General features: G+C 37.8%; 14 protein-coding genes. All 14 read left to right on the top strand.

What is annotated here, in order from left to right; all coding sequences use genetic code 11:
- Window positions 1–29 precede the first annotated feature (29 nt).
- The 14 genes from CA600_RS14435 to CA600_RS14370 all read left to right on the top strand — a co-directional run bounded on the left by CA600_RS14435 (window position 30) and on the right by CA600_RS14370 (window position 14,651).
- Window positions 30–2,300 (top strand): glycosyltransferase family 2 protein, encoded by a 2,271-nt coding sequence (locus CA600_RS14435; protein ID WP_256989853.1) that lies wholly within the window; start codon window positions 30–32, stop codon window positions 2,298–2,300.
- Window positions 2,301–2,348: 48 nt separating this feature from the next.
- Window positions 2,349–4,361: a glucosyltransferase domain-containing protein gene (locus tag CA600_RS14430; protein ID WP_179281621.1), complete on the top strand. Its 2,013-nt coding sequence runs from the start codon at window positions 2,349–2,351 to the stop codon at window positions 4,359–4,361.
- 65 nt (window positions 4,362–4,426) lie between these two features.
- On the top strand, window positions 4,427–4,840 hold the full coding sequence (locus tag CA600_RS14425; protein WP_094870834.1) for a sugar 3,4-ketoisomerase: 414 nt from the start codon (window positions 4,427–4,429) through the stop codon (window positions 4,838–4,840).
- Complete coding sequence (locus CA600_RS14420; protein WP_094870832.1) at window positions 4,837–5,394, top strand: acyltransferase; 558 nt, start codon at window positions 4,837–4,839, stop codon at window positions 5,392–5,394. The genes CA600_RS14425 and CA600_RS14420 overlap by 4 nt, the downstream gene beginning before the upstream one ends.
- Window positions 5,395–5,418: 24 nt before the next feature.
- Window positions 5,419–6,516: a DegT/DnrJ/EryC1/StrS family aminotransferase gene (locus CA600_RS14415; protein ID WP_094870831.1), complete on the top strand. Its 1,098-nt coding sequence runs from the start codon at window positions 5,419–5,421 to the stop codon at window positions 6,514–6,516.
- The gene (locus CA600_RS14410) at window positions 6,497–7,432 is read left to right on the top strand and encodes a glycosyltransferase family 2 protein (protein WP_094870829.1); all 936 of its coding nucleotides are present in this window, start codon (window positions 6,497–6,499) and stop codon (window positions 7,430–7,432) included. The genes CA600_RS14415 and CA600_RS14410 overlap by 20 nt, the downstream gene beginning before the upstream one ends.
- On the top strand, window positions 7,383–7,787 hold the full coding sequence (locus CA600_RS14405) for a GtrA family protein (protein ID WP_094870827.1): 405 nt from the start codon (window positions 7,383–7,385) through the stop codon (window positions 7,785–7,787). Before CA600_RS14410 ends, CA600_RS14405 begins: the two co-directional genes overlap by 50 nt.
- 14 nt (window positions 7,788–7,801) lie before the next feature.
- The gene (locus tag CA600_RS14400) at window positions 7,802–8,545 is read left to right on the top strand and encodes a sugar phosphate nucleotidyltransferase (protein ID WP_094870825.1); all 744 of its coding nucleotides are present in this window, start codon (window positions 7,802–7,804) and stop codon (window positions 8,543–8,545) included.
- A 20-nt stretch (window positions 8,546–8,565) separates the two neighbouring features.
- Window positions 8,566–9,117 carry a dTDP-4-dehydrorhamnose 3,5-epimerase gene (gene rfbC / locus CA600_RS14395; RefSeq protein WP_094870823.1) on the top strand — a complete coding sequence of 184 codons (552 nt, stop codon included), beginning with the start codon at window positions 8,566–8,568 and terminating at the stop codon, window positions 9,115–9,117.
- Window positions 9,118–9,155: 38 nt separating this feature from the next.
- Window positions 9,156–10,178, top strand: a complete 1,023-nt coding sequence (gene rfbB, locus CA600_RS14390) for a dTDP-glucose 4,6-dehydratase (protein WP_094870821.1) — start codon at window positions 9,156–9,158, stop codon at window positions 10,176–10,178.
- An 8-nt stretch (window positions 10,179–10,186) separates the two neighbouring features.
- The gene (gene rfbD, locus CA600_RS14385) at window positions 10,187–11,050 is read left to right on the top strand and encodes a dTDP-4-dehydrorhamnose reductase (RefSeq protein WP_094870898.1); all 864 of its coding nucleotides are present in this window, start codon (window positions 10,187–10,189) and stop codon (window positions 11,048–11,050) included.
- A 118-nt stretch (window positions 11,051–11,168) separates the two neighbouring features.
- Complete coding sequence (locus tag CA600_RS14380) at window positions 11,169–12,191, top strand: glycosyltransferase family 2 protein (protein WP_094870818.1); 1,023 nt, start codon at window positions 11,169–11,171, stop codon at window positions 12,189–12,191.
- Window positions 12,192–12,348: 157 nt separating this feature from the next.
- Window positions 12,349–13,248 (top strand): glycosyltransferase family 2 protein, encoded by a 900-nt coding sequence (locus CA600_RS14375; protein WP_373455885.1) that lies wholly within the window; start codon window positions 12,349–12,351, stop codon window positions 13,246–13,248.
- Window positions 13,245–14,651, top strand: coding sequence for an undecaprenyl-phosphate glucose phosphotransferase (locus tag CA600_RS14370; protein ID WP_042192233.1), 1,407 nt, complete (start codon window positions 13,245–13,247; stop codon window positions 14,649–14,651). The genes CA600_RS14375 and CA600_RS14370 overlap by 4 nt, the downstream gene beginning before the upstream one ends.
- The last annotated feature ends 104 nt before the right edge of the window (window positions 14,652–14,755 follow it).

Here is a 14,755-nt window from a genome sequence, read left to right as displayed (position 1 = left end):
ATAACAGAAGCGAATTTAGGAGGATTGTATTGAAGATTACAGACATAATTAGTCGAATTTTGACAGCAATTGCGGGTGTATTTGGTTTTAGAACAAACTTGAAACCCCTTCCCATATCTGATTTGAAAAAAGTAAATGGAACATGGATTTCATTAGGTACAGATCCAGCATTTATTTTGGACGGGAAGTTTTATTGCGGCTGGAACATCATATCTTGGAATTCAGTGAGCAGCGATAGTATTCCAGTTAAACTATATTGGGATGATGGTGCGGGGTTTTCGGAAGAAAAAACTATGAATTTGGCTTCCATTTCTGCAGGTGATAGTAAGTATAAAAGTGTTTTCCACATCCCCATTGGCGTTAAAAAATTGAGACTAGATCCAGGCGATAGGGAATTTGAGTTTAAAATGGAAAAGGTAATGATTAAAAAAACAATGAAACACTATCTGATTTTAAAATCAATTCTGAATATTTTAAAACAACGTGGACTTAACATAAAAACAATCAAAATATTATTGCACAAAGCTTTAACTGTTTATAAAGCCCAAGGGTTAGCGGGTTTGAAACAAAAAATTAAAATTGTACAAGAAAATAAACTAGATACTAGTAATAGTTATCAAGTGTGGCTTACTCGAAATGCTATTACATCAAGTGCTTATCAAGAGGCTAATGAAAGCATGAAGGGTTTTAATTATAATCCATTAATATCAGTCATTCTTCCAGTCTATAATGTGGATGAAGTATGGCTAAGAAAATGTATTGACTCAGTAATAGGTCAGATTTATACAAACTGGGAATTGTGTATTTCAGATGATGCCTCACCTAAAATGCATATTAAAAATGTGTTAAAAGAATATGAAGAGCAAGATGCAAGGATAAAAGTTGTATTTAGGAAGACAAATGGTCATATCTCAGAAAATTCCAACTCAGCTCTTCAAGTAGCAACTGGAGAATTTATCGCATTGTTAGATCATGATGATGAATTAGCTTCAACGGCATTATTTGAGGTGGTGAAACTATTAAATACATATCCCGACGCTGATATGATTTATACAGATGAAGATAAAATAGGAGTTAATGGCGAGAGACATTCTCCATATTTTAAACCGGATTGGTCACCTGACCTGATTCTTTCTCATATGTATACGTGTCATTTAGGTATTTATCGGAAGGAAATCGTAGATCAGTTAGGTGGATTTAGAAAAGGTTATGAGGGCAGTCAAGATTACGATTTAGTATTAAGGTTTACAGAATTAACTGAGCGCATACATCACTTGCCAAAAATCCTCTATCATTGGAGATCGATACCTGAATCTACAGCTTCTGGATCTGGCGCTAAGAATTATACACACTTCGCTGGAGTAAGAGCATTAGAAGATACGCTTAAAAGAAGAGGGATAGATGGTAAAGTTCAAGAAATTGATGGTTATCCTAACATGTATCGAGTACATTACAATTTAAGAGATGAACCTCTTGTTTCAATTATTATCCCTACTAAGGATGGAAGTGGGATTCTAGATCTTTGCTTAGAATCTATTGTTAGTAAAACGAATTATAGTAACTATGAAATAATAATTGTAGATAATGGAAGTAAAGAAGATGGAACGTTTTCCTTATTTCGGAAGTGGGAAGAACGTTTAAATGAGAAGCTTAGCATAATTCCTTTGGACATCCCATTTAATTACTCGAAGATTAATAATGTTGCTGTCCAAGCATCTAAAGGTTCTTTTATATTGCTACTTAATAATGATATTGAAATTATAAGTCCGAATTGGCTAGAGGAAATGGTGGGTTACACTCTTAGACCTAATACTGGAGCGGTTGGAGCCAAGCTATATTACCCAGATCGCACTATACAGCATTCAGGTGTAATTATGGGGCTTGGTGGAGTCGCTGGACACGCTTTTAGAACCTGTAACGAATTCGATCCAGGATATTTTGGTAAGTTGTTAACAAATCGTAATTGTTCAGTGGTAACAGCTGCGTGTTTAATGGTAAGAAAAGAAGTATTTAATGAAGTTGGGGGACTGGAAGAAGATCTTTCCGTAGCGTTCAACGATGTGGATTTTTGTCTTAAATTAATTGATAAAGGATATTATAATGTTTGCTTAAATAATGTGAGCTTATTTCATCATGAATCAAAAACTAGAGGTGCTGAAGATACAACTGAGAAAAAGGCGAGGTTTATGCAAGAAATTGAATACATGCTAGAAAAATGGCCTGAGTTTATTAAGGCAGATCCATATTATAATATAAATCTTTCGTTAGAGAGTGATAAGTCCTATTCATTAAAAGTCTAGAGATATATGATATTTTTGGTATTAAGTTGGTACAAAGGAGATAGAGTAATGAGGTCTTTAAAAAGAGGTTCATTAGAAATGAGTGAAGAATTTCAAACATTTTTTTCTTATTTAAAAAGTAATAAGTTACTTTGTATTTTTATATTTTTTGTTGCTCTATTTGCTTACGGATTTCCATTAACACACTATACACTTTCTATTGATGAAGAGAACGCCTTATTTCGGGTTGGAGATGCTATTACTGTTTGGAGTATGCAGGGGCGTTTTGGAATATCAATACTAAAGACTTTATTTTTTAGTGGGCAAACTAATTCTATTACAAGTACTTTTTTATCTGTATCGGCACTCAGCTTTACTAGTCTGATATGGGCTTATGCATTTAGTAGTTTGAATACTAGTAAAAACAAAACAAAGTTTGATTTTGGTGGATTAATAGTAGCTTTATTATTCTTAAGCTTTCCGGCCCATTCAGAAAATATAGGGTTTTCTATAATGAGTTTTGAACTGGGAGTTGGTTGGATATTTGTTTCAATGGCTACGTTACTCATTGCTAAATGGGCAATTTTTAAAAAAGATAAATATTATATGATGATGGGTCTACTATTATTAATTTTATCAATTTCTATATACCAAGCTTTTTTGCCAGTTTTTATATGTGGAGTAATTTTAATTACATTGATAAATTTAGTATCTTTGCATAAAGAAAATATCAATGCTGTTTTCAAAGATTATCTATTAATAATCTTGAAATATTTAACTGTTACAGTGGTTAGTCTTATAATTTATAAGATTATTGATACAGTGATTTCATTATATATTCCCAAGACTGATTATGTTGAAGGTTTTTTTCTTTGGGGGAAAGAGACTCCGAGTATTATAATAAGAAACTTGCTCGGCAACATTAAAGGAATTGTTATGGGAGATGTCATTCATGGTGGTAATATTATATTACCAAGTATGATTGTTAGTATCTTGCTTTTGTTATTCTTTTTCTGTAAAGCTTTGATACGTTCTGAAGTAAGAAGAACCGATTGGATAATTGTTTTATTATTCCTTGTGTTTATCATCTCACCATTTTTGATGTCTATTTTGTTAGGATCTCCAATGCCAATTAGGGCAAGTTTTGCTATAGTGTTATTTATCTCAGCAAGTTGGTACTTACTTTATATAATAATAGATAGAAAAATTTATAAGATTGTAATTATATCCTTTACGATAATTACCGTTTTCTATCAATCTCAGTCAATGGCTCAACTGTTTTATAGCGATTATAATAGATATCAAGAAGATGTGAAAATAGCCAATCAAATTGGATATAGAATAATGGATCTTGACTTGGGAGAAACACCGCCATACCCAGTTGTTTATCTGGGTATGCATGTGCAACCAATAAGGGCAAATGTTATTAAACAAGAGGTATTAGGGTTTTCTTTTTTTGAATGGGATGGAGGAAATTACAATAGAATTGGTAATTTTATGAAATCTGTAGGATATGATTATTTGGATCCAACGGAAGAACAAAGAGAAAAGGCCTTGAAAATCGCGGATTCTATGCCTATCTGGCCACATAAAGGCTCCGTGGCGTTAAAAAATGATCTTATAATTGTCAATCTCTCAGAAAATCCTGACAAGTATAAGCTGAATTTACATTATGATGACTCGAAAATCCAAAAAGAAATGATTTCCGATTTGAATATTACTGAAAAAGTAGAATATTATAATGATCTAGAAATAGAGAAGGCTGATAGTAGTGAACTTATTTTAAAGGCAGGTAAATTAGATCCCTATGTTTCCATATCGCTTGGTCATAAACTTGAGAAGGATTCTTATAGTTACATTTCTTTCGAGATAAATTCTAGTGTTGATGGAGATATGCAATTATTCTTACTTCAGGAGAATGATAATTACAGCGAAAAGTACAGTGGGATTATTGAATTGAAGAAAGGGATAAATAGGATTTATTGTGATAGGAATCAATTGATGAATAATCTTATATCAATTCGGATAGATCCACCTGCTCAGTCAACTTTTGAAGTGAAGAAAATTAGTTTTTTTAAATGATTAGTAGCAACAACATGAATTAATTAATAATTACAAGAATTGAAATATGAGAGGGTATGATAAGTATGGAAAGTGAAGCCCTAGAAAGCTCTATCATTGAAAGTACCATGCTAGGTGATGAAAGAGGGCATTTAACTGTCATTGAGGCAGAGAATACAATTCCTTTTGATATTAAGAGGGTGTTTTATATTTATGGAACTTTATCCAATATACGCCGAGGATATCACGCTCATTATAAAACTAGACAAGCTTTAATAAGCGTATCAGGAAGCTGTAAAGTTTATTTGGATAATACGAAAAGAAAAACGGATATATTATTAGATTCTCCTACCAAAGTTCTCGTTCTTGAACCAAATGATTGGCATGAAATGTATGATTTTTCATCTGATTGTGTATTACTCGTTCTCGCTTCCCACTTATATGATTCAGCAGATTATATCCGTGACTATGACAAATTTGTAGAGGTGTATGGGGGATGAAACATTTTTTTACACATTCGCAGGCTATTGTCGAATCAGAGCAAATTGGTGAGGACACTCGAATTTGGGCATTTGCACATATCTTACCGAATGCGGTGATTGGCTCGAACTGTAATATTAACGATCATACCTTCATCGAAAATGATGTAATCTTGGGCGATAATGTTACTGTTAAATCAGGAGTGTATATTTGGGATGGTGTTAGAATAGAAAATAATGTTTTTATTGGTCCGAATGTTACTTTTACTAATGATTTGAGACCTCGTTCCAAACAGTACCCAACTGAATTTTTGAAGACTGTGCTTGAGGAATGGGTTTCAATAGGTGCAAACGCAACAATTATAGCAGGGAATACAATTGGTAAGTACGCTATGATTGGAGCAGGATCTTTAGTGACTAAAAACATTCCAAACAATACGTTATGGTATGGTAATCCAGCAAAATTCAAAGGATATATTTGTAATTGTGGAGAGAAACTCAGTAATGAATTGTTGTGTTCTGCTTGTAATAAACAATACTTACTGGAAGATGAAGTTATAGTTGAGCAACATTAAATTTATGAAATAGGTGAACAAAACATGATCCCTTTCCTCGATCTGAAGAAAATCAATCTACGTCATGAAGAAGCGATATTAAATAGTGTTCGTAAAGTTCTACACTCAGGATGGTATATAATGGGTGATGAAGTTAAATTTTTTGAATCGGAATTTGCTGATTATTGTGGCACCAAATTTGCTCTGGGAGTAGCTAATGGATTAGATGCTCTGGAATTAATAATTAGAGCTTATGATATCGGTCCTGGAGACGAAATTATTGTGCCTTCGAATACCTATATTGCGTCTATATTATCCATATCCGCTAATGGTGCAATACCAGTGTTAGTCGAACCTAACTTACTAACATATAACCTAGACCCTGAAAAAATTGAAGAAAGTATTACTCCTAATACAAAGGCAATTCTAGTTGTTCACCTCTATGGTCAAGCGTGTAATATGACGCCAATTAAGAGTATTGCAGAAAAATACAACCTGAAGATAATCGAAGATTGTGCGCAGGCTCACGGTGCTGTTTATGCTGATAGAAAGGTGGGAAACTTGGGAGATGCTGCAGCATTCAGTTTTTATCCTGGTAAAAATCTTGGGGCCTTAGGAGATGCAGGTGCCATCACTACTAATGATGAGAACCTATATACAAATCTTCATGCTTTAAGAAACTATGGATCACATAAAAAATATGAAAATATTTTTAAAGGTTATAATAGCAGATTAGATGAATTTCAAGCACCAATTTTGAGTGAGAAATTAAAATTTCTAGATCAAGATAACAGTCAAAGAAGAACTATCGCATCATATTACTTGAATAATATCAATAATGAAAATCTTGTATTGCCATTTGTTGAGGAGAAATCGGAATCACATGTTTGGCATGTATTTGTAGTTAGAACGTCCTATAGAACTGATTTTATTAACTATATGACCCAAAAGGGTATTCAAACTATGATTCACTACCCTATTCCGCCTCATAAACAGGAAGCATATAAAGAATGGAATGAACTATCTTTCCCTATCTCTGAAAAAATCCATTCGGAAATTGTTAGCCTCCCAATAAGTCCGGTAATGGATTTAGAAGATGTGAAGAAAGTTGTGGAGGTTGTGAATGATTTCAGAACGTATTAAATTATCTATTGTCGTCCCTATATACTTTAATGAGTTAAACATTCCACATACTATCCCACGATTGCAGAAATTAGAGACTATTATACCCAATTGTGATTTTGAATTTGTTTTTGTCGATGATGGTTCAAAAGACAACTCATTTTCTTTATTGATGGAAGCTAAAGAACAAGATTCCCGGATTAAAGTTATTAAGTTAAGTCGTAACTTTGGCTCGATGTCGGCTATACAGGCGGGCTTAAGATATACTACTGGTGATTGTGTCGGTATTATAGCTGCTGATTTACAAGACCCTCCTGAAATGTTTAAAGAGATGGTAGAACATTGGAGAACAGGTATAAAAGTTGTACTTGGAACAAGAGCAGATAGAGAAGAGTCCTTCTCTCAGAAGATGTTTTCAAATACCTATTATTTTTTATTGGAAAAATTCGCATTAAAGGGATATCCGAAAGGCGGATTTGATTTCTTATTAATTGATAGACAGGTTGTACAAGAAGTGTTGGAGATTCAAGAGAAGAATACGAGTGTTATGAGTCTCATTTATTGGCTTGGACATGATCAAGTACAAATTCCTTATGTGAGGCAAGAAAGAAAACTGGGCAAATCTAGGTGGACACTTGCTAAGAAAGTAAAGCTTTTTATTGATTCATTTGTAAGTTTTTCATACACACCTATTCGTTTCATGTCATTCATTGGATTTGTTACAGCTTTTCTGAGTTTTCTATATGGAGTTTTTGTTATAATTAGTACTGTCTTTGGTATCATTGAGTTACAAGGATGGACTACAATTATAGCTCTTATTACTTTTTTATTAGGGATTATAATGATTATGTTAGGAATTATAGGTGAATATCTTTGGAGGATATTAGATGAAAGTAGAGAAAGACCATCCTACGTTGTTGACCAAACTTTTGAGTAAACAATTTTTGAAATTTGTCATTAGCGGAGGAATAAATACATTAGCAACATATCTGGTCTATTTACTCCTTCTTGGATTCCTTAGTTATTCTATGTCTTATACAATTTCTTATATTTCTGGAATATTTCTTTCCTATTATTTGAATACAGTTTTTGTATTTAAAGAAAAGGTTTTATTTAGAAAGTTTCTTAAGTTTCCGATCGTATATCTGGTACAGTATTTAATTAATTTGTTTATGTTGTATGTTTTAGTTGAGCATTTAAATCTATCGAAACAAATCGTACCCTTAATAGTTATTGTAGTGACAATTCCGATTACCTACACACTTTCTAAACTTATTATTAAAAGTAAATGAATGGAGGCAATATAATGAAAGGCATAATTCTAGCAGGTGGTACAGGTTCACGCTTATATCCATTAACAAAGGTAACAAACAAACATCTTCTCCCTGTAGGCAAGTACCCCATGATTTTTCATTCTGTATATAAATTAAAGCAAGCTGATGTAACAGATATTCTCATCGTTACGGGTAAAGAACATATGGGCGATGTGGTTAACCTATTAGGTAGCGGACGTGAAATGGGAGTTTGCTTTACTTACAAAGTACAAGATGAAGCAGGGGGAATTGCTCAGGCTTTGGACTTGGCAGAGCAATTCATCGGGGATGATCAAATGATCGTTATCCTTGGTGATAATGTATTTGCCGATGATATTGCTCCTTATGCACGTAATTTCCGTGAGCAAAAGAAAGGCGCAAAGATCCTAATTCAGGAAGTTCATGATCCTAAGCGTTTTGGAGTGCCAGAATTGGATGGTAATCGGATTCTATCTATTGAAGAGAAGCCTAGTGAGCCCAAGTCTGGTTATGCAGTAACAGGGATTTATATGTTCGATAGTGAAGTGTTTAATATTATCAAAACGATTACACCTTCTGCACGTGGAGAATTAGAGATTACTGATGTTAATAATGCATATATTAAACGTGGAGAATTGACTTTTGATGTTCTTCAAGGTTGGTGGACGGATGCAGGTACACATGCCTCATTAGCTAAAGCACATAACTTGGCTCAAGACCTTCTATTTGGTGAAGAATTCGGAAAACTGAAACTTTAGATGTGAAGGAGTTTTGCAATATGAAAGTTACCCCCATACAACTACAAGGTGCGAGCATTTTAGAACCTGTGGTTCACGGTGACAAACGTGGATTTTTCATGGAAAGCTACAAAGAAGAGATTATGCATAAGCTCGGAGTAAACTATAATTTCATTCAAGACAACCAATCCCTTTCTGCAGAGGTTGGTGTCCTACGAGGACTTCACTACCAACTGAATCCTAAAGCCCAAACGAAATTAATCCGTGTCTTAACCGGTGCTATTTACGATGTAATCGTTGATATCCGTCGTAATTCCCCTACATTTGGTCAATGGATCGGCGTAATTCTTAGCGAATATAACAACCGCCAACTTCTTGTACCGAAGGGCTTCGCACATGGTTTCTGTACGTTGGTCCCTAATACCCAAGTGTTATACAAGGTGGACGAATATTATTCCCCTGAGAATGATCGCGGCATATTATGGAATGATCCAGCGCTAGGTATTGATTGGCCGACTTCTAGTCCGATATTATCGGATAAAGATCAACGTCATCCATTACTGAAAGACGCCGAACTGAATTTCGAAATATAAACATTATCTTATCTCAATGAAATAAAGGTGGGCTATAAATGAAACTGCTAGTTACCGGCGGAGCCGGCTTCATCGGCAGCAACTTTGTATTATACATGCTGCATCAACATCCTGATTATCAAATCGTTAACGTAGATGCGTTGACGTATGCAGGGAACCTGGAAAATTTGAAGTCAATTGAAAATCATCCGAACCACAAGTTCGTAAAGGCAGACATTACCGATGTAGCGGCGATGGACGCGCTGATAAGCCAAGGTGTTGATGTAGTGGTGAATTTCGCGGCTGAATCGCATGTGGATCGGAGTATTTTGGAGCCGGAAGTGTTTGTGAAGACGAATGTACTTGGAACACAAGTGCTTTTGGATGCGGCGAAAAAATACAGTGTCACCAAGTTCGTTCAGGTTTCTACGGATGAGGTATACGGATCACTGGGAGCGACTGGATTATTTACCGAAGAAACTCCTTTGGCTCCTAACAGTCCTTATTCCGCAAGTAAAGCAGGTGGGGACTTGCTTGTACGGGCATATCACGAGACGTTTGGACTGCCCGTGAACATTACCCGCTGTTCAAACAACTATGGCCCATACCAATTCCCTGAGAAGCTTATCCCACTAATGATCTCCCGCGCACTAGCTGATCAAGCGTTGCCTGTTTATGGCGATGGGATGAATATCCGCGACTGGTTGTATGTTGAGGATCATTGCAGCGCGATTGATTTAGTCATTCATGACGGTGTGAATGGCGAAGTTTACAACATTGGTGGTAATAACGAGCGTACGAATGTGCATATTGTAAACACGGTATTGCAGGAACTAGGCAAACCTGATTCATTGATTACTTATGTTCAAGACCGTCCGGGTCATGATCGCCGGTATGGTATAGATCCTACCAAGATTATGAACGAACTGGGATGGAAGCCGAAACATACGTTTGAAACAGGTATTAAAGAAACCATCCAATGGTATCTCAATAACCGCGAGTGGTGGACTCGTATTCAATCAGGGGAATATCAAAAGTACGCTGAATTACAGTATGGCGATCGTTTGGGAGAATCTCTATAATGGCTCAACTGAAGGTACTTGTTACAGGTGCGGCCGGACAATTGGGTCAGGATGTTGTTTTACTACTCCAGCATCAAGGTCACCATGTAATGGGCTGCGACCGTCAGGAGATGGATATCACCGATCTGGATCAGTGTATCCAGGTTATTGGTGAGTTTGGACCGGATGCTGTCATTCACTGTGCTGCGCATACGGCAGTAGATGCGGCAGAAAGTGACATCGATGCAGCTTATTTAATCAATGCAACGGGCAGTCGAAACGTAGCGCTAGCTTCTGAAAAAGCTGGAGCTAAGCTGGTGTACATTAGTACGGATTATGTATTTGATGGTTTGGGAGTACAATCTTACCATGAGTATGATAATACAGACCCTAAGAGTATATATGGTAAATCGAAACGTGCGGGTGAAGTGTTAGTTCAATCCCTTTCCTCTAAGTATTTTATCGTACGCACATCATGGGTGTACGGTAAATATGGTAATAACTTTGTCAAAACAATGCTAAAGCTTGGTCAAGAAAAGCCAATGCTTCAAGTCGTAGATGACCAAAAAGGTTCGCCTACCTATACAGTCGATTTAGCTCGTTTCTTGCTTGAGCTTGTCCAAACTGAGAAGTATGGTGTATACCATGCGTCAAATAGTGACTCATGTACTTGGTTTGAATTTACACAGGCGATCTTTGCAGAGGCTGAGGATATATTGGGTTTGAAATTCACCGCTAAGCTTGAACCATGCGCTACGGAACAGTTCCCGAGACCTGCACCACGTCCTCGGAATTCGGTGATGGAGCATCTATCGCTACGTACGAACGGTTTTCAGGATATTCGACCTTGGCGTGAGGGCCTGAGAGATTTCCTCTTAGAGCTAAAAGAATAAGATAGTAGCAATTGAAACTCCCAAATCGTTCATAACGATGCGGGAGTTTTTTGTATTCTTTCGCTATAATAGGAAGGGAGTAGGTAGTTAACAAGAAATCACAAAGTCGAGGATACCCATGAACAACAAATCAGTTAGTGTACATATCGTCACCTATAATAGTGCTGACGACATCATAGATTGTATAGAGGCAGTTATGGCACAGGATTATTTGGTCAAAAAAATTGTCGTAGTGGACAACGCTTCAACTGATGGTTCGGCGGATAAGGTCAGAACGTTCTATCACCAGTTTAAATCGGACTCACCGGCTGCATTCTTGGTGGGGCATGAAGCTATGAACTCCGCAAGGGAGATAAAGCAATATCCAACAATTGACCTTCTGGAGAATGAGCTTAACACAGGCTTCGCCCCAGCCCACAACCAGGCGATAGCCGCAACGGAGACAGATTACGTGCTCGTCCTTAACCCTGACCTAACGCTGGCTCCAGACTATATCTCCAGACTTATCACACAGATGGAGAATAATCCACAGATCGGCAGCGCCACAGGAAAGCTTCTTCTAAAGGGCTATCATGGACTGGTAGACAGCACGGGTCTCCGTATGAACAGAGCACGGCGTGCGTTTGATCGCGGTGCGGGTGAGCCAGCAGCACAATGGACACAGTCTGGATCTGTAATTGGTGTATCTGGAGCGGCTGCGGTGTATTCTCGTCGGATGATCAACGACATTAGTGTCGATGGTGAATTTTTTGATGCGGACTTCTTTGCATATAAGGAGGACGTAGACGTCGCCTGGCGCGCTCAGCTCTTTGGCTGGCAAGCTTGCTATGATGCTGAGGCGATCGGGTATCATGAACGTGGCTGGAAAACGTCTGGCCGCAGCACCAAAGCGATGTTCATCCGACGAATATCTTACATTAACCGCTACAAAATGATCTATAAGAATGAACCTGCTCGAACGATGCTGAAGACAATCTTCATTTCTCTTCCCTATGAGCTTGCCGCGCACGGCTATATGCTTCTAAGAGAGCCGCAGTTAATCACAGCATGGAAATCCTTTTTCACTCAGCTCCCTGCATTAAAAAAGAAGCGGAAGTATATACAAACCACCATAAAAGAGAGAAAGAAAAACAAAATCTAAATCGAATCTGGAAAAACCTCCCTGAAACGTCACCTCCTCTCAGGGAGGTTTTATGTTATAATTATTGTCGGTAGATTACTATATTTGTCAGGAGCGTTACGCAGTGAATGTAGATGTAAGTATACTTATTGTTAATTACAACACATGTCGCCTGACGATGGATTGTCTCAGGTCGGTATATGACTCAGCAACGAACTATTCCTATGAGATTTTTTTGATAGACAATAATTCCCATGATGATTCAGTAGAGAAGATTAGTAGAGAGTTTCCAGGTGTAATGTTGATCGCAAATAACGACAATGTCGGCTTTGCCCGTGCAAATAATCAAGGTATGGAGGCTTCATCCGGAAGGTATGTGCTTCTGCTCAACTCAGATACAGTAGTGCGTAAGGATACGCTGGAGACAATGATCTCCTTTATGGACAGTCGGCCCGATGTTGGGGCGTCAGGATGTAAGATTATTTTACCGGATGGTTCGCTAGATAAAGCCTGTAAGCGGGGATTTCCGACACCGTCAGCTTCCTTCTATTATGCTTTTGGATTTAGTAAGCTATTTCCGGATCGTCCGAGGTTTAATGGTTACCAGTTAGGATATTTGGACCCTGATCTTGATTACCCGATAGATTGTCTGGTTGGTGCGTTTATGCTGCTGCGGCGGGAGACGATTAACCAGGTGGGTGGATTGGATGAAGAGTTCTTTATGTACGGTGAGGATTTAGATTGGTGTTATCGTATTAAAGAGGCTGGCTGGGGGATTTATTATTATCCGAAGACCTCTATTGTACATCTTAAAGGTGGCAGTGCCAGACGCAGACCGTTTAAGATCGTCTATGAATTCCACCGGGCAATGATTTTATTTCATCGTAAGCATTATAGTAAGAAGTACAACAGTATGATAAATGGAACAATATATGCTGGAGTTGGCGTGAAGTTCGCACTTTCTCTTTTGCGGAATGCCTTAATCTCTCCTAAAAGAGTTCCATCACCTGCACAGAGTCTTAACTCCGCTAATGAAACAGGTGCACGTAACGAAAAGAATACTGAGGTGAATTTATGATTCGGCGTAATCAGAAATTTTTGACACAGCTCTATATGGTGGCTGACTTTCTTGTTATCCAGCTGTCCTTCCTTATAGCCTGGTGGCTAAAGTTTAGAAGTGGTTGGATGGAGTATGAAAACCCGTTGCCTGTAGAGTCGTACGCTTACTGGAGTATGATTTATGGCGGAATTGCAGTGTTAATCGGTATACTGCTGTCGCTGTATTTGCCGAAGCGTAAGAAACGGTTTGTCGATGAATTCATTAAGATTTTCCAAGTGCATATTATGGGCATTTTCATTCTGCTTGGTCTGATGTTTTTCGTGAAAGAAATAAATATCTCCCGAACATATCTAGCTCTTTACATGGGATTGAACATTCTTTCTATTATGCTGTACCGTTATGTACTGAAGAAAATGCTTAAATCTTTTCGCGAAAAGGGCTTCAACCGACAGTTTGTACTCATTATAGGCGCAGGAACGCTAGGCAAAAGATTCTACAATAATCTAGAACAGTACCCTGAGCTTGGGTACGAAGCGATTGGTTTCCTAGATGACTATCATACTTGGGATGGAATTGAAGAACAACGATATAAACCAATTCTTGGAACAGTTGACCAGTTGTCTGGAATGCTAGAGATGCTGCCTGTGGATGAGGTTATCCTTGCGCTGCCACTTGATGCGCATTCGAAGTACCCTTCAATTATTGCGGCCTGTGAAAAAGCAGGTGTACGCACACTGATTATCCCTGATTTTTTCGACTACTTACCAGCCCGCCCTTACTTTGATAACTTTGCAGGCATGCCAATGATTAATGTTCGTGATATTCCACTAGATATGACGGGGAATAAGATGGCAAAACGATTGTTTGATATTGTGTTCTCTTTGTTCGCAATTATTATGATCTCTCCAGTGATGCTTATCGTGGCTCTTGGTGTCCGGCTGACCTCTCCGGGACCGATTATATTCCGGCAGGAACGTGTAGGTCTGAACCGTCGTAATTTTATGATGTATAAGTTCCGCTCCATGAAGATGCAGCAGGATGGTGAAGAGGATACAGGCTGGAGTACGCGTGAAGATCCTCGCAGAACTCGGTTTGGTACTTTTATCCGTAAGACAAGTCTAGATGAGCTTCCGCAATTTTTTAATGTGTTGCTGGGACATATGAGTGTGGTGGGACCTCGACCAGAACGCCCATATTATGTGGAACAGTTCCGTGATGAAATTCCGAAGTATATGGTTAAGCACCATGTACGCCCTGGAATTACAGGTTGGGCACAGAGTAATGGACTCCGCGGTGACACTTCCATCGAGGAGCGGATCAAGCACGATATTTTCTACATTGAGAACTGGTCTTTACTGTTTGACATTCGAATTATTTTCAAAACGATTCGCAACGGCTTTGTCAACAAAAATGCTTATTGATTCCTGCACTTATTCAGATTTTCTAAAACTTTAATTGGATCCCCGTTTCTACCTATGGTAGAGCGGGGTATTGTTTTTCTATTGGTTTTATAATCTAAACTTCG

Source organism: Paenibacillus sp. VTT E-133280 (assembly GCF_002264385.1).
In the GTDB taxonomy this organism is placed as follows: domain Bacteria; phylum Bacillota; class Bacilli; order Paenibacillales; family Paenibacillaceae; genus Paenibacillus_AQ; species Paenibacillus_AQ nitricinens.
Note: the sequence above shows the minus strand (reverse complement) of the source record. Positions and strands in the feature narration are given on the sequence as shown.